Raw genomic sequence first — 19,648 nt, 5'->3', positions numbered from 1 at the left:
TCACGGTCACCGAACACCGGGCGCATCGCTGCCGGTGTGCCTGCGGCACCGTCACCGCCTCGGGCATGCCCGAAACGGTCGCCGGATCGCCGTCGGGAGCTGCTCCGCCAGCTGCCCAACCCCGCGGCGGCAGGCGACCGATGGGGGCTGCCGGAAGTATTCCGACGCAACGATTTTTCGGGGGCATGGTGTACCTCACGCCCCCAAGTAGTTCATCGTTCAACTACTTCGGGGTACTGTCGTCAGTGCCTGATCAAAGGCAAGCCCTCGCGGCCTGTTGTGCAGGTCACGGGCTAAAGCAAGGAGGAAAGATCATGGCTTTCAGGATTGCCCGACGCGCTGCTGTCGCGGCCGCTTCCGTGACGGTCGCAGCGGCCGGACTCCTCGCGACGGGTGGCCCCGCCTCGGCAGCGGCCCTCCCGACCGATGACCGGGCAGCCGCCGTTTCCCACCCCGTGCGGCTCCTCGACACTCATGACGAAGGCCGGCGCGGCAGCTGGGACGAGGGCCGGGGAAGCGACGACGACGGCCGTCGACGCTGGGTCAGTGACCAGATCGAATGGACCCGGGACCACCATGGACCTCACCACTGGGTCCGTGAGCACGAAGGGCGTTCATACCGCTGACGACCACCGGGATGGACCTGTTCGTGGACGTGTCGCCGCCGTCGTACAAGGGGTTCCGGTTCCGGAAACTGAGCGGGAACCGGAAGTACAGCCACACGCAGTGAGAGATCACCTCGACCGGATACCGATGACCCTTGTACGACGGCGACATGCCCTCCACGGACGACCCCCTCCACCGTGATCAGCCCGAGGATCCTCCCACCCTTTCAGCCAACGTGACAGCGCCTCTGCGTGGCCTGCGGGCCGAGCGATCGCGCCGGCGTCTGTTGTGCTCGTTGGCGTGCAGCGCTACGAGGAGCCGGTCTGCGGTCGTCGCCGACCAGCCGAGGGTACTGAGTGGGCAGCCGCCGCCACCGTGTCCCGCTCGCCAGAACCCCGCCGTATCGCCCGCCGGCTCCGCCGGGCCGAAATACCCAGGTCACAAAGGGTCCGACCCGGGCGCGCAAGGGGTGACCGAAACAACAGAGTTTCCCACCGCCTCACCTGTCCGCCCCGGGCGCGGCCCGTGCCCGCTTCCGGCGGCGCTGCTCCTGCTGCTCCTGGATCTCCAGCTCCTGGATCTGGGGTTTGGCGCAGCGAGTATTCCAGCCACTCGGCCAGTGCCCGCCGGGGATCCGTGAACGTCTTCGTCCCGTAGGCCGGCGCGGTGGATACTGCGGCCGTGGTAGCCGTAAATCGCTGCGTGGGGACGACGCGCGGGGGGCCGTTCCTGGGAGATGGTGAGACCAGGAACGGAGGTTTCGCCATGATCGGAGCCCACTGCCTGACCACGGAGTATGTCGACGAGGCAGCCGTCGAGGAATGCCGCACGTTCTGTGAACTGCTGGCCGGACACGCGCTCAAGACTCTCGCACCCGATGAGGCGAGCGCGGTGGGGGCTCACCTGGCAACCTGCGACACATGCCGGGACGAGCATGACTGCCTCGCAGCCGTGGCGGCACATCTGTCCCTTCTCCGCGACGCCCTGGCCTGCGGCAGGGGCCAAAACCGGCGGATGTGCGCGGTCACCCGGGCCGAATACAGCCACGCGTCGCCCCGTCGCCGCAGGCCGGACCGGGCGGCCCTGCCCATGCAGATCACACTGTCCCAATGGGTCAGCAAGACCACGACGTACTTCGGGTGAGGAGGAGCGCCGGGCAGGGGGCCGCGCCCGGCGTTGTCACGTTGTTGGGTGTGTGGGTGTCTGACGGTGTGTCGAGGTGTGGTGGGGCCGGGTGCCAGCCCTGGGCTCAGGCCGCGGCAGGCCGGCCGGTGACGCCGGTGATCTGCTCCCAGATGGTGAAGCGGACGGTCATTTCGGCGCGGTGTCGGGTGCCCGTCATCAGGTGGCGGCGGGGCCGGACGTGGGGTGAGATGCCGCTGAACGCGGACAGGAACCGCTGCGCGGCGCCCACTCTGCGGAAGCCTTTCATCGCCCGTTCGCGTTGCCGGGTGGGCTGATGACTGTTCTCGGCCCGGTTGTTCAGACCCTTGTGGGAACTGGCTTTGTTCACGACTTCCGACAGCGATTGTTCAGCTTGTCGGCAAGCGGTCCCTTGTGAGCGGAGGCGTTGTTCACGAGAACGGACAGCACCCTGCTGAGCAAGCCGTGGCCGGTCCCCTCGGCTTCGAACATCGCTCGCCCGCCGTGGCATGTGACCGACGCCATCGCGGGTCGTTCCCGCGATGGCGTCGGTCGCGGCTCAGCTCAGCCGGGTGGTGGCGTAGACCTCGATGGCATCGCGCTGGTACGCGGCCAGACCCGGGGCGATCGCCTCGTACGCGGTGCGCCAGACGTCATTGTCCACGCAGGAGCGTCCGATGGCCTGGAACTCCTCGGCGGAGACGGCACGCAGCTGCATCAGTGCCCGGTACTGGGCGTCGATCTCGGCCTGCACCGGCTCGGCGGCGGCCGCGTGACCCGCAGCCATGAGTTCGGCCAGCCGGATCATCTGCGCGGTGCGCTCACGGTGCCTGGCGTCGGCGTCGGCCTGGCTCATCGCGGCAGCGCGCCGCCCGACCGCCTCGGCGAGTTCGGGGAAGTCACGCATGTTCTCCGCGTACTGGGAGGGCTGGACACCCTCGAACAGGTTCTCCGGTCGGTTGACGGTCATGGGGTTGCCGTCCTTTCTGGACTGCTCCAGTTCGGCGATCGTGCGGGAGACGGTGCCGGCCAGGGCGTCGAGCCGGTCCCGCTCCGCGAGCAGCCACCGGTGGTGGCCCCGCAGGGCATCCACCTCGTCGACCTGCTCGGACAGGATCCGGCCGATCTCCGGCAGCCCGACGCCCAGCACCCGCAGCACGAGGATCTGCTGCAGCAGCAGAAGTTGGCGCTCCTCGTAGTACCGGTGCCCATTGGCGCCGATCCGGGCCGGCGGCAGCAGGCCGGTCTCATCGTAGTGGCGCAGTGTCCGGGCGGTCACGCCCGACATCCGGGCCACCTCCGAGATCGGCCAGTCCATCGCCACTCCCGTACGCATGTGTCGCCGGGCCGGTCTCTCCGGCCCTGGTCACGACGATAGAAACTGCCGCAACGGCAACTTCAACCCCGAAATCCATGTTTCCTCGCAGTCGAACACGCAAGGCCTGCACTCCGGCCCGATCAGACCCCGCCCGCCGCCGAAACTCGTGAACATCCCGACCCAACCGAAGGCCACAGCGCCTCCCGAATCCCCGTAGAAACGCTGTCGTCTCTCGTGACCAAAGCCATGGGAACGGTGCTCGACGCAGGGCATGACCTCGCGATGGGCCGCGCCGTAGGAGCGGAGCTTGTCCGTGACAATCACCCGCGGCACCCCGCCCGTCTTCGTCAGCAGCGTGCGGAAGAAGCGCCTGGCCAAAGCCGTGTCCCGGCGGCTCTGCACCAGGATGTCCAGCACGCTGCCGCCCTGATCGACAGCCCGCCACAGGTACTTCTGCTCACCGTTGATCTTGATGAAGACCTCGTCCAGATACCACGTGTCGCCGGGCCGGGGCCGCCGGCAGCGCAGTCCGTTGGCGTACTGCTGACCGAACTTCAGACACCAGCGGCGGACCGTCTCGTACGAGACGATCACGCCACGCTCCAGCATCAGCTCCTCGACCTCACGGAAACTGAGCGGGAACCGGAAGTACAGCCACACGCAGTGCGAGATCACCTCGACCGGATAGCGGCGCCCCTTGCACGACGACGACATACCCTCCACGGGCAACCCCCTCCACCGTGATCAGCCCGAGGATCCTCCCACCCTGTCAGCCAACGTGACAGCGCCCGCAGCAGGCCTCGGCGTCGTCGAGCGCCCGGCCGTACTCGGCACCCCGCCCCAGCGCTGGGAGCACTGCGCCTGCCGACAATGTCATCCGCGCAGGTCACGGGACGCGTCGAGCCGGACCTGCCCCGCAGAGCGGGCCCGCTCCGGGCCAGGGCATGATCGTCACTTGTGCTACTTCGTCTGGCCTACCTGACTGTCACCAACGCCTTCGCTGCCCTGCGGTTGCTGTCGATGAGCGACCGCGACAAGGAGGTGGAGATCCTCGCGCTGCGCCATCAGATCACCGTCCTCGAGCGGCACCTCGGCACTGGCAAAGTCAAGTTCGCTCCGGAGGACCGGGCCTTCCTCGCCGCGCTCCTGGCACCGCTGCCACGCGAAGTTCTGCGCCGCCTGCGGCTGCTGGTCCGCCCGGACACCGTGCTGCGATGGCACCGCGACCTGATGAAGCAGCGCCACGCCCGCACCTGCAGACCGAAGAGGCCGGGTCGCCCGCCCACCGTCCGCTCGATCCGCATCCTGATCCTGCGCCTGGTTCGGGAGAACCCGTCGTGGGGCTACCGCAGGCTGCACGGCGAACTCGCCACCCTCGGCATCAAGATCGCCGCCTCCACCATCTGGGAGATCCTGAAGGCCGAGGGCATCGATCCCGCGCCCGATCGCAGCGCCACCACCTGGGCCGACTTCCTGCGCTCCCAGGCCGACACGCTCCTGGCGTGCGACTTCATCGAGACCGTCACCCTGACCGGCCAGCGCCAGTACATCCTCGCCGTCATCGAGCACGCCACCCGCCGCGTCCGGATCCTCGGCACTACGGTGCACCCCACCGCGCGCTGGGTCAGCCAAGCCGCCCGAAACCTGGTCATGGACCTTGAGGATGCCGGAGCCAGCGTCACGTACCTGATCCGCGACCGGGACGCGAAGTTCCCAGCCCTCTTCGACCAGATCCTCGCCGACGCCGGCATCAAGGTCGTGCTCGCCGGCATCCGGACGCCGCGAATGAACTCGATCATGGAGCGCTGGGTGCAGACCTGCCGCTACGAACTCCTGGACCGCACCCTGATCTGGAACGAGGGTCACCTGCGCCACGCCCTGCGCGAATTCGAACAGCATCACAACGCACACCGGCCACACCAAGCGATGAACCAGGCGGCACCACTGCGCGCGGTCCCCGAACCGATCACCGATCCCGGACGAATCACCCGCCTCGACATACGCCGACACGACCGGCTCGGCGGAGTGATCCACGAGTACCGGCATGCCGCCTGAACTGCTCGGATGAGATATTCGGCAGGCGCACTGTCCTGGCGCGTTGGCAGCCGCGGGTGCGTGCCCGCCGGTGTGCGCGGGCCGAAGCCGAGGGCTTCGTCTTTTCGCAGAGCGCTTGCCGACTTGGTGGAAGACGAGCAGGACCGGCGGGTGCACCCGCTCATAGCCCTCCCACTCGGGTGCGGACGCGGAGATGACCTAGCGGCCGAGGGCCTGTCGCACGGTCAGGTGGTGGTACTTCCGCAGCCGGTACAGTTCCCAGCACGACAACACCGTCACCGACACCGGAGCGCCGAGCAGGAACACGATCCGGGCAAGGACGGGAGCCCCGGTGTTCTCGTTGTTGATCACGTCGAGGGCGGCCATCACCCACACCAGCAAGGTGGCGAGGATCGGCGGCAGCACCTCGTGGATGTCGGCGGTGCGGAACACGTGCATGAGGCAGAGCGCGATCCCGTACAGGGCGAAGCCCAGCGACCATGCGCAGAGGGTGATGAGGACGACCATGCCGGGGGGCCCGATGGCGTCACGGAAGCCGGCGGTCTCCGGATCGGGCGCGACGGCGAGGGGGAACGTGGCCATGGACCCCATCAGAGCCGCCACCGCCCCGAAGGACTTCAGGGACCGACGCAGGTAGAGCCCGCGCAGCGCACCCTGCGCAGCGAACGCGAACAGGGCGATCACGAACGGGAAGGCGCACACGAGGACGAGTGTGCTGATCCAGCTCTGGTTGAACTTGTCGCCCGCGACGGTCTCGACGCCCTTGGCGGTGTCGACCGGCTTGTACGACATGACCAGCACGAGCCAGGCGGCGATGCCGAGCCCGGTCCGCCACATCTGGATCTTGCGCACCGTCAGGTCCTCGACGGCGTCCGGGCGCGAGGGGCGGAAGGCCCGCTGGGCGGCGTAGAACGGGTTGTAGACGCACTTGAGGATCCGCTGCCTGCGCGTCAGCGGCGGCCGGGGCGGGCGCGGGAACGGCGGCTGCGGGCCACCGCCGTGCGGCTGTGGCGGGTATGGGCCCCAGCCCTGCGGATGCCCCGGGTACCCCTGCGGCGGCACGGGCGCGGGCTGCGGCGGGTAGGGCCCCACGCCGGGACCGCCGGGGTACGGGTGGTGTCCGGCCCCGGGGTAGGGCTGATGGCCGGGACCTGGGCCCGGCTGTCCACCGGGGCCGGGTCCGGGTCCGCCCGTCGGACCCCAGTAACCATTGCCGTTCGTACTCATGCCGTGCACCCCCGCTGTTTCGGTCTGTGCCGTGCGCGGCACGGCTCGAACCGCCCGCTCAGCGTGCGGCGTGATCCTACCCATTGTGGAGGCCGAGAAGTGCACGTTCCGGGACCGGGCCGGGCACCGGTGGGTGGCGAGGTACGGCTCTTCCAGTCCTCTTCCACGGCACGGCTCAGGCCCGCCACGGGGCGCTGGTATGCCCGGCCCGGGGACGTCACGACACCAGGCCGGCCCCCTTCAGCTCGGTCAGCCGCACGGTGCACAGACCCCCACGCTCGGCCTTCACCTCCGTCACCTTCAGCTGCGTCCCCGGCGCGAGGATGTACTCCTCCTCACCCGTGAACGCGGAGAACCGCCGGATCCCCACCGCCCGCGCGGGCGTCACCTCGAACAGCGTCCGCCGGCCACGCCCGCCGAGGAACGCGCGGGCCACGCTCAGCTCGGACGTGCACGACGACACGCCCCACCACGTCACCGTCCGCCCCAGCGGGTACTGGGACCGCAGATCCAGCGCCACACCACGCCACAGCGGCCGCGTCTGCGCCGGCAGCGCCTCCATCGCCGAGAACAGCAACCGCAGGTACGGCAGGTACGGCACCACGCGCTCGCGGTCCGACGAGCGCAGCACGGCGTTGATCTCGCGGTAGAAGCCCGACTCGCACGTGTACAGGTAGAGGGCCGAGATCGCGTCGGCCGGCAAGGCGCCCGCGGCCTCCCCGGACAGCGCGCCCGCGGCCTCCCCGAACAGCGCGCCCGCGGACGCCGCCTCCGCCTCCGCGGCCTTCGTCTCCCCGAAACGGCTCGACAGATCGATATGCCGATCCAGGTGCCCGAGCACCCGCGAGACCGGCTCGACGGCCTTCCGGAAGTCCATCAGCGGCGTGTCGAACACCCCAGTGACGGGCGGCAGGACGAGGCCCTCGTCCTTGACGCTGGTGAGCCGCTCCAGATACAGCTGGTGCAACTCCATCGTGGACGCGATGAACGCCCCCATCCGCTGCGCGACACCACCGTCCTCCGGCCCGCCGGCCTCGCCCGTCCCCTGGTCCCAGCCCTTCTGCGGCAGCCAGTCGACCGGCTCGGCCCCCACCGCCGCCAGGGCGTCGTTCACCTGGGCGAAGTGGTCGCCCTCGCAGAACAGATCCCCCTGCGCAGCCGGATTGGCGTGGTCCAGGTGACGGACCTGCACCCCCGGGTACTTCTTCTCCAGCCGCTGGACGACCCTCTTCAGACTCCGGGCGTGCGCGCCCCACCAGGCGAACACCACCCCCCGGTCGTCCTCCTCCACCGCGTCCTGCTTCGCCCGGAGGATCTCCTCGACGATCTGCTCGGCCACGGGGCGCCAGAACGACGTGTGCCGATCGGTCGCCATCGCCCCGTCCGCGCTCGCCGTGAGGGACGCGTTCAGCAGCAGCACACCCTGGGTGAGCATCGCCTGGAACCACTCGGGCGGCTGAACCGTGTCCTCCTTCTTCAGCAGGGCGCGGACGTCGGCGATCGGGGTCTTCTTGACGATGCCGTACTTCCACATCGCGGCCGCCTTGATGAGGCAGCGGATGCTCACGACCCGGCCGAACTGGCTGTCCTTCCAGTCGTTGAAGGTGTTGTCGAACATCGCGATGCCGGTCGCGCTCTCCGCCCGCGGATAGGGGTTCTGTCCGAAGACGACCACCTTCCACTTCTCCGGCGGATGCGGCTTCAACGCCTGGAACGTCAGCTCGCGCACCGGAACGACCTCCGGGCTGCGCTTCGGGCCGATGAAGTCGGCGGCTCCCGGCTGAGCCTCGATCACCGGTCCAAGCAACGGCAGCCACGGCTCGCCGCCACCGGTGAACAGGCCGGCCAGTCCCAGCGGATCCCCGGCCGGGGAACCGGCATCGCCCGCGGCCGTCACGTCGACATCACTCACGAGGGTGGAACTCCCGATACTCGAACCGGACGCCTCCACGGGCGCCCCGGCATGCTGAACAGATGCGGCAGGGTCGTCGCCGGTGTCCGCGCCCTGGGCGGCACCGGCCTGCGAGGTCTTCGGGTCAGTGACGAAAGGAAGGCCGCTGCGGCACGTTGATCCGGACCCGCCGTGCGGACCCCGCTCCCTCGATGTCGTCGAGCTGCCCCAGCACGGCGGCCCGCAACTCGTCGTAGTCCGCGAAACCGTGGTCGTGGAAGAGGGTGTAGCCCGTCCACATCAGGTTGGCGCACACCTTCGCGGGCACCTGCCCGGTCTGCGCGCCCATCCCGACGAGGGCCACCGACCGGATGCTGCCCGGCTTCGCCCGGTTCTGTAGATGCACCGCCTGGAAGGCGGCCGCGCAGGCCAGGGCCACGTTCATCGTGTCGCTGACGTTCTGCGACGACTGGCGCATGGTGGGCGTCGAGATCAGGTACCGGGGTACGTCCGCCCCGGACGGGACGCACACTGCGCTGCCCACCGGCAGCCGTCCGCCGAACCGGTCGCGGATCGCCCGCTGCACCCGCACCTGGATGCCCGCACCGAGGTACCGCTTGACGACGGCGTCGACCCCACCGTCCATCCGGCCACGCTCGTTGGTGGGGGAGACCCAGGCGTCGGCGTCCACATCGAGAAGGGAACCCCGCCTGATCTCGACTTCCGGCGTATCCGCGAACGCGGACCGCCAGGCCGTCACCACCTCGTCGTTGACGTCGACCAGGACGACGCTCAACGCATGCCTGACACCCACGAATTCACCCCTCTCACACCGTGATCTCGAACAACCCCGAAGCTACCGCGCGCCACTGACAGCGCCGTTCGACAGGGTTGTTCGAGCAGGGGAGCGGGGGGTGCCCCTATCTCTTTCGTCAAGCGTCGGTCGCCGTGATCGGCCCAAAACGGTGTTCCGTGGACCACTGCACGGGGCCGGGAGGCGGCCGGCGGTGTCGTCGTCTGCGGGAGGTATGCGACGCCAGGAAAACCACTTGATCCGCTGGCTGGGAGCTCTCACCCCCCTGACCAGGTAATCCTCACCCAGTGACCAGCTAATCCTCACTACTTGTCCAACACCAGCGCCCGGCCATCAACGCTCAACACCCCATGAAACAAACCGAATCAGCCCACACCCGCAAGACCTCGGACACCGGGGCGGTCCACCCCCTGTTCCCAAGGGAGAACCGCCCCGTGATGCCTCCGTTACGCCTCGGACCGTCAGCTACCGAAGGCCGCCATCGACTTCGCCCGCTTCTCGTCCCCGTCCTCGATCCCGCTGATGCTCGTGCTCAGGAGGAGGGAACGCCCGTTCACGTAGGCGACCCGGGTGTCGAAGAGCGCGCGTTCGGCCTCCGCCCCCGCGGCCGGGTGCCGCACCACCATCTGCGGTGTGCCGCCGGTCGGCGGGAGGGACGCGATGCCGCCGCCCTTGTTCTTCGCCGCCGACAGGTACATCAGCAGCCTGCCGCCCTCCACTCGCATCGGCATCAGGGTCTGCCCGGCGGGGGCGGCGGCCTTCCATTTCGTCTGTCCGCTGGCCAGGTCGAAGGCGACGACCTTGTTGGTGGGGTCGGACTCGCCGGGCTTGGTCGCCAGATAGACCGTCTTGTCGTCGGCCGCCGCCCCGAGGCAGTTGTCGAGGTTCCTGCCGTCGGAGGCCACGTCGGTGTCGCACTGCGTCTTGAAGTTCTCGTCGCCGCCGACCAGTTGGGAGCGGTAGGTGCCGTCATCGTTGAGCATGATGATCGCCCATTGGTCCCCCTTCTTCAGGGAGACGACCAGCGGGCTGACCGAGTAGAACTGCGCGATCTCCCAGCCCTTCTTGACCTTGTACTTCCACAGGACCTTGCCGGTGGCGGGGTCGATCCGCTCCACCAGCTGTTCCTTGTGGTCGTCGGCCGCCGTCTGACAGCTGGCCGCGGCGATCGCCACGGGGCCGCTCGCGAAGCCGAACGGCTGGCAGTTGCCCGGCAGTTCCCCGAAGAGCACCTTGCCGTCGCTGACCCGGAAGGCGTCCGTCCTGGTCTTGCGCCCGATGGTCACGGTGTCGCCGTTGATCGCCATCGCGGGGTTGGAGAGCAGGTCCCAGGCGCCCTGCCGCTTGAACGTCTTGTACCAGCCGGCCTTGCCGGTCGTGAGGTCGACCATCTGGAGCCCGTTGCAGAGCGCCCGGTCGCCGTGTCCGGTCTGGATCCCGAGGACGATCTTGCCGTCGGCGGTGGCCTGCGAGGGGGCCGCGCACATGGCGGACGGCAGGCGCAGGCTCCACTTCTGGCTGCCGTCGGCGACGGAGTAGCCGGAGACGGTGTGGAACATCGCCTTGCCGACGGTGTCGCCGACGAACCAGGGGCCGTACACGTCCGAGCCGTTGGCCGGCAGGTCGACGCCGCCCTCCTGGAGCCAGAGGACCTTCGTCTCGCCCGGCTTGCGCTTGGCGTTGATCCCGTCGGCCTCCGCACGGAGGTCGCTCGGTCCCTTGTCCTTGTTCTTGGGCTTGCCGCTGCCGGTGGACGAGGTGTCCGGCCCGGGGGCGGCGCTCGACTTCGCCGTGGGCTTCGCCTCGTCCCCGCCCGTGGCCAGCCAGACGCCACCGCCGGCCAGCAGCACCACCGCGAGCACGGCACCGACGACCTTCCCGCGCCTGCCCCGGAAGAACCCTCCGCCACCGCTTCCCGCGGGACCGGGCTGGGTCGGCGCATCGTACGGACCCTGCTGCGGCGGCACGCCGTACGGGCCGGGCCGTGTGGGCGCAGCGTACGGACCGGGCTGCGGCGTGGGCGGCCCGTACGGGCCGGGCGGCTGGGTCCCGTACGGACCCGGCTGCGCGGGGGTGCCGTACGGACCCACGGCCTGACCGGGCGGCTGGGTCCCGTACGGACCCGACGGGGGGTCGTACGGAGCCCCGAAGCCTCCCTGCGGCGGTTGCTGGTCGGGCGGCTGGGTCATCAGCACGTCCCCCTTCGTGCGGTCCGGTGCCCGGTCCGGTCTCCCCCGCAATCCCGCGGAGTCGGAAGGGGCGGGCAAACCCCCTGGGCTCCATGGGAAGGAGCGAATCGGGCATGGATCCCGCGGTGTCACGAATGTCGAGCGGGGCTTCTTTGTACCACCCGCGTCACCGCGGACACCGGGTCGGTCCGCACCCTGTCCCCAACGGAGAACAGCCCCGTGATGCTCCCGTTACGCCCGGCCGGACCTGACCACCAGTCAGCCGACCAATCCGTCAGTCGCCGAAAGAGATCATGGTCTTCATCGCGATCTCTTCCTCGTCGGTGACTCCGCTGACGAAGGCATGCATGAGCAGGGAGCGCCCGTTCACGTAGGCAACCCGGGGAGCGGAGAAGCCGCGCTCCACCTCGGCCGCCGACGCCGGATGCCGACCGGCTGAAGGGTGCCGCCCGTCGGGGCGAGCGACATGATGCCGCCCCCCTTGCCCTTGGTCGCGCCCATGTAGATCAGCACCTTGCCGCCCTCCATCCGCATCGGCATCAGGGTCTGCCCGGCAGGTGCCGCAACCTTCCACTTGGACTTGCCGGTGCCCAGATCGAAGGCAACGACCGCGTTGGTCATGTCGGAGCCGACGTACTCGGGCTTCGTCGCCATGTAGAAGGTGTTCGCGTCCGCCGCGACCCCCAGGCAGTTGTCGACGTTCTTGCCCCGGGTGAGCAGGTCGCCGCCGCACCGCGTTTCGTAGTCGTCGGTGCCACCGGCCAGCTGGGACCGGTACGTGCCATCGGCGTTGAGCACCGCGATGGCCCAGTTCTTCTCCCCCTTCCTCAGGGAGACGACCAGTGGACTGACCGAGTAGAACTGGTCGACCTGCCAGCCCTTCTTGACCTTGTACTTCCACAGGACCTTCCCGCTGACCGGGTCGATCCGCTCCACCAGCTGTTCCTTGTGGTCGTCGGCCTCGGTCTGGCAGCTGGCCGCGGCGATCCCCATCGGGCCGCTCGCGAAGCCGAACGGCTGGCAGTTGCCCGGCAGTCTGCCCCACAGCGCCTTGCCGTCACTGACCCGGAAGGCGTCCGTCCGGCTGGTCCTTCCCACGGTCAGAACGTCTCCGTTGATCGCCATCGCCACGTCGGAGAGCCCGTCCCAGAGACCGGGCCGCTCGTACGACTTGCGCCAGCCCGCCTTCCCCGAGGCGAGGTCGATCATCTGAAGGCTCTCGCAGGACGCGTCGCTCGCGGTGCCGCTCTCGATCCCGATCACGATCTTGCCGTCGGCGGTCGGCTGTGTGGGGGCGACGAGCGCACGCCGAGGCCGTGTGGCGGCCCGAGGCTGACCCCGCCCGGCCGTGCCGGTGCTCGGGGACCGGATGCCACCACGGGAGGCGCTGCACTGTGGCTGCGACGTATCAGGCCGATGCGCTGGGCATTCCCAGAAGGTGCCACCGCTGATTCTCGCGTCGTGTCAACGATTCAAGGCTGTGACCAGTGAGGACGAGGGCGGCCAGGGGTTCCTGGAGCCCGCGGTAATGGGCCCGCCTATCGTCTGGCTGGCGTCCGACGACGCGGCCGGCGTGCATGACGAGCGCATCGTCGCCGTCGAATCAGGCTCGGTACCACGCAGGCGTACCCGTTTGCCAGTCCAGAACGATGTCATCCCCTATTTGATCACGCTGCAGGGCGCGAGGGCCGGAGCCGTCTGCCGGTCTGGCCGACAACTTCGCAGGTCCCACACCGCGTACGAAGCCGGGTGCCGCGCGGCGAGCAGCTGCGCCCGCGGTACGGACACCCAGGGATTTCGCTACGGGCGTTGCGTAATTCGGTGAACGGCCTTACTGTCGCTTACGAAACGGCCGTATCGAAAAGGGGTGACCGTCATGGAACCAGCAGTCCGACGCGGCCGACCGCGCAGCGAGGAAGCGGATGCCCGCATCATCGACGCGGCGCTGGAACTGCTGCTCGATCGTGGATACGACCGCTTCTCGGTCGACGAGGCGGCCACCAGGGCCAAGGTCGCGAAGACCACGCTGTACCGGAGGTGGCCCACCAAGGATCATCTGATCGTCGCCGTAGTGGCGCGGATCCAGGACGAAGTGCCGGTGGAGTACAGCGGTGACGTCCGCGCAGATCTCACCCGCTACCTCAACGAGATTGTGGCCGGGCTCAACCGGATGCGGCAGGTCGGCCGCCCCACGGCATCGGGTGACGCGTCCGCGGGCCTGGTCGCGGAGGTCGCCGCTGCGGCGGCGCGCCGCGCCGACGTGGGCGCTGCCGTCCAGGCCATGTTCCTCCGCCGTAACACCCTGGTTCTGGCGCTGCTCGAACAGGCCCGTGAGCGCGGCGAGTTGCGCAACGACGCGGAGCCGGACGTCATCTTCGACCAGCTCGCCGGCGCCCTGTACTACCGGTTGCTCGTCACCGGCCAACCCATCAACCCGACGTACGTCGACCGCCTTGTCGCCGGCGCGCTCACCGGCGCGTCCGCCTGATAGAGAGGGTCCACAATGACCAGTACGTCAAGGTCCGGCACGCCGACCGATGTCAGCACGGCGCCCGCGACGCCGCATCCCGCCCCCGTTCGGCGGCGGCACCGACTGCTCACAGCCCTGGCGGCCCTGGCGGCCCTGGCGGCCCTGCTTACCGGATACACGACATGGGCCAACATCCACCCGGTGAAGCTGACAGCCTCGATACAGATCGAGGCAACACCCGACGAGGTCTGGCAGGCGCTGACCGACTTCTCCACCTATCCGCAGTGGAATCCGTTCATGACCTCGGCGCAGGTGACGTCGCCGGGCAGCCGCCTCGAAGAGGGCGCACGCATGCGCATCGTCATGCACGACGACACCGGCGACACCACGTTCACCCCACGGATTCTGACAGCCACCCCGGGCACGGAGCTGCGCTGGCTCGGGAAGCTGGGGCCGGGCTGGATAGCCGACGGGGAGCACCGGTTCACCATCGAGACGCTCGGCCCTGACCGAGTCCGCCTGACGCAGAGCGAACGCTTCACCGGCATCGCCGTACCGTTCGTCGAGGGCCGATTGAAGTCCGACACGCTCCCGCAGTTCCGCGCCATGAACGAAGCCCTCGCCAAGCGGGCAGAGGCACTCAGCCGCTGACCGGCACGCTCCGCAACGCCTCAAGACCGCGATGCGGTGGAACCGAGCCCCCTGACCGTGGAAACGGTGCCCGCGTGGACCACCGTTCACGGTCCGGGGAAGATGCTCGGCCCTTAGGACCCTGTCCTGAGGGTTTGTCAATGGGCGGACCGCCGAAAGGTATGCGTGCCGTATAACAAGGGAGTCCATCGGAGACGGGTGTCGCAACTGTGTCGAAACACCGGCGTCCGAAGCACAGGAACGCACGGCTTCGACGGCCCTCCCACCGTGCCGGCCTCAGCAGCAGTGACTGAGGTCTCCCGTCTGTTCGATGTCTTCGATGTGGACGAGGTGTTCGCGCTGCTTCCCCCGGACCGGGCGGTGGCGGGACAGGTATGCGGTTTCGGCGGCTTGCACCGGGACTTGGCCGTCTATCTCAGCCGACACTTCACCGCACTGCGGGACTTCTCTCGTGACGCAACCCCGCGGTCGTGCGGTGGCGGCCTGGGTCGACTGCCCCCTCCCTTCAAGATAGGAGGATTGGTTCGGCAAGCGCGGCCTCGAACTGCGGGCGCCCCCTCACGTGGGTGCTGATCATCTCGCTGAAAATCTTCTCTCTCGGGATGGTGCTTGGTGAGCGCTTCCCACTGCGAGTCAATGACGAAGCTGGCTCTGCAAGGACCTCGGTGATGGCGCGTCGCCCAAGCTCGGCCCTGGCAGGGTTGGTCTGGCGGTAGTACGTGATCCCGCCGGCAAATGTCAGCGCCCAGCCTCGCCCGCGGGCCCAGGTGGCGTCGTCGAACCCGGCTGCTGCCCGGAAGACCGGCCACGTCTCGGCATTGAGCAGCATCCACGCGGCGATCGCGTCGCAGGCGGGGTCGCCTGCGCCGCACGCTGGAGTTGTACGCCGAGGCCGGCCGGGCGGTTCGTATCAGTGTCGTCCTGGCCAGGATTATCCGTTTTGGCTCCGGCGTCCGGTGAACAACAGTTCCCTGCCCGCCCCGCACAGCACCAGCGTGATCCGCGTACCGAGGTGGTCCCACAAGCTCTGCAGGTACTCCAGGCACGGCACGGGCAGGCGCTGTGCCTCATCGACCACCAGCACCCGCGCCTCCCCCAGAGCCCCCACGACTGCGGCGTCGGCCAGCGCCGACCTGTGCGGGAAACGGCCCGGCAGCACCAGAGCGTCGAACACCGCCCGCCTCATGCCCGCCACCGATGGGCGCACCGGTACCGGCACCCACGTCACCTTCCAACCCGTGGGCACTTCACGAAGCGCCATCCGCACGGCGGCGGTCTTGCCCGGGCCCGGGTCGCCGAACACACACACCGCGCCCTCCACCGCCATCGCCTGCCCGACCGCCTCGGCCACCACCCTCACCGACGACGTCCGCACCAGCTGCGCTCCCGCCGGCAACGCCACACCCGCCACCGCACCGCTCTCCCCCGCCGGCAAGCCCCCGGCCGCCGTTGGTACGAGACGCCGCGGCCGTGCCGCAGCCGCCTTCGCCGCGCCGCCCACACGCGACCCGGCCAGGGCGAGGTCAGCCAGCGCCTGCCGTGTCCGCTGCTCCTCCCTCTCCCGCCGCACCACCACGCGGTCCGGCAGGACCCTGCCGGCCTGAAGGTCCCGGCGCACCACCCGGTACAACGACGCCAGCGAGGGCACCTCGCCCCCGGCCTCCTTCAGATCAGATGCCGGTGCAGCACCGCCACGTTCTCGCCCGCCTGCGCCAGCACCTCCCACGCCTGGTCGGACAACTCCAGCCGGGCCCGCGGCCTGCGCTCCATACGGCCCTCCGTCCGCGCTGCATCCAGCCAGCGCCACACCGTGCGCACATTCACCCCACCGACCTGAGCGCCCGCACGCACGTGCGCCGTCGTCAACGCCCCGGCCGCATCCAGCTCCAGCAACCGCGCCACCAGCACCGGCCTGGACACCCTCAACCCCGCCGTCACCTCACCCCACGCGCCGCCCGACTCCCCCACCCCGCACTCTTCCCCCGGCGGAAACCGACACCGATCACCCTGCCGCCGCGCAGCCACCGACGGATCAGAAGTGCCGTTCCCATGACAGCGGAACAAGGCAGGGTGTACCGCCCCGTGACAGCGACACCCCCCGCATACACCACCCCACGTCAGCCACCCGATCCACCAAACACGCCACCACCAGCACAAACACAACAACCTGACATGCCGTCACTGACACCAACCCACTGACACCAAACCGGCACATCGCAGATGGAGATCGTGCCGGAGAGATTGTTTTCGAACGTATCGAACAACAGGCCGATTCCGACCATCGCGGTGAGCTGACGGTGCGTGGAGGTGATCGGCATGCGGTCCAGTCGATCGCCGATCGCCGCTGCGGCGGCTCCGTCCGCGCTGCTCCTCTGTGGCGCGGCAGTCTTAAGCATCGGGGGACAACTCCTCGTCTGGGCTTTCGCTTCTTCTTCGCCGCGTCGTGACGACGGCAGGTCGGCGACCCGCCCGGCTCGGGCCGCGGTCGCCGACCGGTCTGTCCGCTGTGGGGTCTGTCGGGAGGTCAGAGCTCGGCGGCGCGTGTCAGGCGGCGCGCCGCTCCAGCGTCTGCTCGACCTCGCCCCGGCGCACGGGTGCGCTCACCTCGTGGAGGAAGCCGGCCACCTCGCGGTACGAGGCCCAGAAGCCCACCTCGTGATAGGGAACGCCTCGCTCCGCGCAGTACTCGCGGGTCAGCTCCCGGGCACGGGGCAGGTTCTTCTGTGCCATCGAGGGAAAGAGGTGGTGCTCGACCTGGTAGTTGAGACCGCCGTACATGAAGTCGATGATCCGAGAAGGGCGGATGTTGCGCGAGGTGAGCACCTGGCGCTCCAGCCAGTCCAAGGTCTCCTCCTCGCCGTCGCGGATCTCCATGCCCTTGTGGTTCGGGGCGAAGATCATGCCGAAGTAGAGGCCCTGGACGAACTGCTGGACGACGATGAAGACGACGGCGAGCAGCGGGGAGAGCACGGTGAAGGCCAGCGTCAGGTAGATCGCCGCACGCAGCACGATGAGCGAAGCCTCGAGTACCGGGCGCTTGGTCTGACCCTGGGAGATCTCCTTGATGGCGGTCTTGCTCATCTTGAGGGACTCGAAGACCAGCAGGACGAAGAACAGGACGCTCTGGTACCGGACGATGAAGCGCTTGACTCCCCGGCGGCTGGCGTACTGCTTGAGATCGAAGATCGCGGTGCGGCGTCCGATGTCGGGGTCCATGTCCAGATGGTTCGGGTTGCTGTGGTGCCGGTTGTGGTGGTTGACCCACCACCCATAACTCGACCCGTTGATCAGGTTGGCGTGGATGTAGCCCACGGCCGTGGCGACCCGCTTGTCGCGGAACATCGCCTTGTGGCCGGCGTCGTGGAACATGTAGGCGCTCTGCGTCCCGCACAGGCCCATCCACGCGGCCACAACCAGCTGCCACCAGGAGTCGCCGAGCAGGAAGAACGCCGTGAAGCCGGCGGCCAGGAGCAGGGTGTTGAGCGCCAGACGGCCTGTGTAGTAGCGCGGGTCGAAGTCCAGCAAGCCCTCGGCCTTCACTCGCTTCAGAAGCTCGGAGAACGTTGCGGAGGCTCCTGCGGTCTGTGGAGCCGGAGTCGCGCGGCGTGCGTCGAGCGACTCGACCACGCCGTTCTGGGAAGGGACGTGCGGCGATGACATACGGTGCACTCCTTGGGCTGATGTGCCCGGTGGTAAGGCGGTGGCACGGCAGCCGTCCCACGATCAGGAGGCTGCGCAGGGTGAGAGGCAGGAGCCACAAGGTGGCTTCATGACCTTGCCCGCACTTGTGCCGTGGCAGTGCGGTGCGTTGCGCCTGGTTCCGAGCCAGCGTGCCACCAGCCTCGCCTACCGCGCTGATGCGCTTCTGATACCCGGCTGACTGGGGTGGGGCAGCGCGGGTCAGGCCGCTGCCGCTTCATGGGCCAGCCGGTGGTCCAGGGTCAGCAGGAGGGAGTCGGCGTCGCGCGCCAGCGTCTCGTCGTCGGGGCATCCCATGATCCGCATGAGGTGCTCGACCATCGACTGTCGAAGCTGGTCGGTGCTGAGAGATGCGTAGGACACGGTCTTCCTTTCGTGGGCCGAATGCGGGGAAAAGTGCTTCTACGGATGCTCAGAAGGCGTTGCTGACGCGGAAGATATGGGCGAAGCCGGCCAGCGAGGCCTGACTCTCGAAGGCGACGTACTCGGGGATGAGGACGTCGGCAGCCCACTTCTGCTTGTAGGCCAGCTGTGTCTGCGCGGGGTAGAGAGCGGAGCCCTCGGCCCACAGGAAGCGCATCAGCCACTGGAACGCCGGACTGTGACCGGGAACCTCGTGGCTCGCGTCCAGACCCGTGAAGGGCGTGAAGCCGAAGTGCAGCCACTCCACCCCCTCACCTCGGAACACCTCGAGCGCGTGGGCGTTGATCGCCTCCATCAGCCCGGGAGAGCCCTCCGGGATGCGCCGGCTCAGGTCGTGCATCCAGCCGGCGCGCGAGCCGTACACGGGCGAGTAGGAGATGTACGCGACCGGTGCATCGTCGATGGTCCCGACGAAGAGCCGGCGGTGCGCCTGCATCGTGCCGCCGATCTGGCCCACCAGGAACTCCAGGGGGCGGGCGCCTTCGCCCTTCGCCCCGAGCCACGCACGGTCGATCCTCGCCAGGCCGTCCTGCCAATCCGACGCCTGGACCTCCTGGATCTTCAGGCCGTTGCGGTGCGCTCGGGAGACCTTGTTGCGCAACTGCATGAACCGGGTGCCCCGCAGTGTGAGGTCCGGTATGCGCACCGCCCAGGAAGCCCCGATCTGATTGACCGTGAAGCCCTGGCGGGCGTAGGCCTCGGCGTCGTCACGCTGGAGCTGTACGCCGACGAGGCTGAGGCCTTCGTCGTGGACGTACGCGACGAAGCGCTCGAGGAGTGCGTCGTACGACGCCTTCTCGACAAAGGGTCCGCCGAACTGAACGGCGTATCGGCCCGCCCGCCGGTAGGAGATCACCCCGTCGATTTCAGGGACGCCGAATGTTTTGTTGCCCTCGTTCAGCGCGAGAAACGAACTGGGATTTTCGGCCTGGCTGTGCTTCTGGACGGCCCGGAATACCGGGCTGTCCGTTTCAATCACGGACACGTTCGCGCTCCCTCTCGGTGGGACTGGGCCGATGGAATTAGAGCATCGGACCGCTCGGCACCGAAAGGGGGTTCTCGTGGGATGTCGGAGGCACGTCAGCTCCGTGTCAGATCCGTATCAGAGGCATCTGTCATTGTTGTTCTCAGGAACAGCCGGGTCGACACCGGGTGGTCTTGG

18 protein-coding genes and 3 pseudogenes are annotated in these 19,648 nt (G+C 68.6%); 5 read left to right on the top strand and 16 right to left on the bottom strand.

Going from position 1 to position 19,648, the window contains the following annotated elements:
- The first annotated feature begins 314 nt into the window (after positions 1-314).
- Positions 315-626, top strand: coding sequence for a hypothetical protein (locus ACWD6R_RS25260; RefSeq protein ID WP_451820783.1), 312 nt, complete (start codon positions 315-317; stop codon positions 624-626).
- A 61-nt stretch (positions 627-687) separates the two neighbouring features.
- Here the strand turns inward: ACWD6R_RS25260 and ACWD6R_RS25255 are convergent.
- Positions 688-777 (bottom strand): annotated as a pseudogene (locus ACWD6R_RS25255) (IS6 family transposase); the annotation flags it as partial.
- A gap of 594 nt (positions 778-1,371) precedes the next feature.
- Here ACWD6R_RS25255 and ACWD6R_RS25250 point away from each other — a divergent pair.
- Positions 1,372-1,749, top strand: a complete 378-nt coding sequence (locus ACWD6R_RS25250) for a zf-HC2 domain-containing protein (protein ID WP_451820782.1) — start codon at positions 1,372-1,374, stop codon at positions 1,747-1,749.
- A gap of 106 nt (positions 1,750-1,855) precedes the next feature.
- On the opposite strand, the pseudogene ACWD6R_RS25245 reads toward ACWD6R_RS25250, so the two are convergent.
- The 3 genes and pseudogenes from ACWD6R_RS25245 to ACWD6R_RS25235 all read right to left on the bottom strand — a co-directional run.
- Positions 1,856-2,176 (bottom strand): annotated as a pseudogene (locus ACWD6R_RS25245) (DDE-type integrase/transposase/recombinase); the annotation flags it as partial.
- Positions 2,177-2,308: 132 nt separating this feature from the next.
- Positions 2,309-3,067, bottom strand: coding sequence for a MerR family transcriptional regulator (locus tag ACWD6R_RS25240; RefSeq protein WP_451820781.1), 759 nt, complete (start codon positions 3,065-3,067; stop codon positions 2,309-2,311).
- 246 nt (positions 3,068-3,313) lie between these two features.
- Positions 3,314-3,781, bottom strand: a pseudogene (locus ACWD6R_RS25235) (IS6 family transposase); the annotation flags it as partial.
- Positions 3,782-4,024: 243 nt separating this feature from the next.
- On the opposite strand from ACWD6R_RS25235, the gene ACWD6R_RS25230 reads away from it, so the two are divergent.
- Positions 4,025-5,122 (top strand): integrase core domain-containing protein, encoded by a 1,098-nt coding sequence (locus tag ACWD6R_RS25230; RefSeq protein WP_451820780.1) that lies wholly within the window; start codon positions 4,025-4,027, stop codon positions 5,120-5,122.
- Between the two features lie 198 nt (positions 5,123-5,320).
- Here ACWD6R_RS25230 and ACWD6R_RS25225 read toward each other — a convergent pair whose 3' ends face one another.
- The 5 genes from ACWD6R_RS25225 to ACWD6R_RS25205 form a co-directional block, all read right to left on the bottom strand.
- Complete coding sequence (locus ACWD6R_RS25225; protein ID WP_451820779.1) at positions 5,321-6,214, bottom strand: hypothetical protein; 894 nt, start codon at positions 6,212-6,214, stop codon at positions 5,321-5,323.
- Between the two features lie 352 nt (positions 6,215-6,566).
- Entirely contained in the window at positions 6,567-8,261 is a 1,695-nt protein-coding gene (locus ACWD6R_RS25220) for an ADP-ribosyltransferase domain-containing protein (protein WP_451820778.1), read from the bottom strand.
- 124 nt (positions 8,262-8,385) lie between these two features.
- Positions 8,386-9,054, bottom strand: coding sequence for a macro domain-containing protein (locus ACWD6R_RS25215; protein WP_351197848.1), 669 nt, complete (start codon positions 9,052-9,054; stop codon positions 8,386-8,388).
- Between the two features lie 461 nt (positions 9,055-9,515).
- On the bottom strand, positions 9,516-11,243 hold the full coding sequence (locus tag ACWD6R_RS25210) for an outer membrane protein assembly factor BamB family protein (RefSeq protein WP_451820777.1): 1,728 nt from the start codon (positions 11,241-11,243) through the stop codon (positions 9,516-9,518).
- A 366-nt stretch (positions 11,244-11,609) separates the two neighbouring features.
- Positions 11,610-12,506, bottom strand: a complete 897-nt coding sequence (locus ACWD6R_RS25205) for a hypothetical protein (protein ID WP_451820776.1) — start codon at positions 12,504-12,506, stop codon at positions 11,610-11,612.
- 613 nt (positions 12,507-13,119) lie between these two features.
- On the opposite strand from ACWD6R_RS25205, the gene ACWD6R_RS25200 reads away from it, so the two are divergent.
- Together ACWD6R_RS25200 and ACWD6R_RS25195 are read left to right on the top strand one after the other, a co-directional pair.
- Positions 13,120-13,731 carry a TetR/AcrR family transcriptional regulator gene (locus ACWD6R_RS25200; RefSeq protein ID WP_451820775.1) on the top strand — a complete coding sequence of 204 codons (612 nt, stop codon included), beginning with the start codon at positions 13,120-13,122 and terminating at the stop codon, positions 13,729-13,731.
- A 15-nt stretch (positions 13,732-13,746) separates the two neighbouring features.
- The gene (locus ACWD6R_RS25195) at positions 13,747-14,364 is read left to right on the top strand and encodes an SRPBCC family protein (protein ID WP_451820774.1); all 618 of its coding nucleotides are present in this window, start codon (positions 13,747-13,749) and stop codon (positions 14,362-14,364) included.
- 505 nt (positions 14,365-14,869) lie between these two features.
- Here ACWD6R_RS25195 and ACWD6R_RS25190 read toward each other — a convergent pair.
- The 7 genes from ACWD6R_RS25190 to ACWD6R_RS25160 all read right to left on the bottom strand — a co-directional run bounded on the left by ACWD6R_RS25190 (position 14,870) and on the right by ACWD6R_RS25160 (position 19,471).
- Entirely contained in the window at positions 14,870-15,193 is a 324-nt protein-coding gene (locus ACWD6R_RS25190) for a hypothetical protein (protein ID WP_451820773.1), read from the bottom strand.
- Positions 15,194-15,295: 102 nt separating this feature from the next.
- Complete coding sequence (locus ACWD6R_RS25185) at positions 15,296-16,012, bottom strand: ATP-binding protein (RefSeq protein WP_451820772.1); 717 nt, start codon at positions 16,010-16,012, stop codon at positions 15,296-15,298.
- Positions 16,013-16,029: 17 nt separating this feature from the next.
- Positions 16,030-16,290 carry a hypothetical protein gene (locus tag ACWD6R_RS25180; protein WP_451820771.1) on the bottom strand — a complete coding sequence of 87 codons (261 nt, stop codon included), beginning with the start codon at positions 16,288-16,290 and terminating at the stop codon, positions 16,030-16,032.
- A gap of 191 nt (positions 16,291-16,481) precedes the next feature.
- Positions 16,482-16,760 carry a hypothetical protein gene (locus tag ACWD6R_RS25175; RefSeq protein WP_451820770.1) on the bottom strand — a complete coding sequence of 93 codons (279 nt, stop codon included), beginning with the start codon at positions 16,758-16,760 and terminating at the stop codon, positions 16,482-16,484.
- 148 nt (positions 16,761-16,908) lie between these two features.
- Positions 16,909-18,024, bottom strand: coding sequence for an acyl-CoA desaturase (locus ACWD6R_RS25170; RefSeq protein ID WP_451820769.1), 1,116 nt, complete (start codon positions 18,022-18,024; stop codon positions 16,909-16,911).
- A 240-nt stretch (positions 18,025-18,264) separates the two neighbouring features.
- Positions 18,265-18,426 (bottom strand): hypothetical protein, encoded by a 162-nt coding sequence (locus ACWD6R_RS25165; protein WP_451820768.1) that lies wholly within the window; start codon positions 18,424-18,426, stop codon positions 18,265-18,267.
- A 49-nt stretch (positions 18,427-18,475) separates the two neighbouring features.
- Entirely contained in the window at positions 18,476-19,471 is a 996-nt protein-coding gene (locus ACWD6R_RS25160) for a DUF2156 domain-containing protein (protein WP_451820767.1), read from the bottom strand.
- Positions 19,472-19,648 lie beyond the last annotated feature (177 nt).

The sequence above is a fragment of the Streptomyces sp. NPDC005151 genome (genome assembly GCF_053599875.1).
The sequence above is the reverse complement of the archived record's forward strand: the minus strand, read 5'-3'. Positions and strand labels throughout refer to the sequence as shown.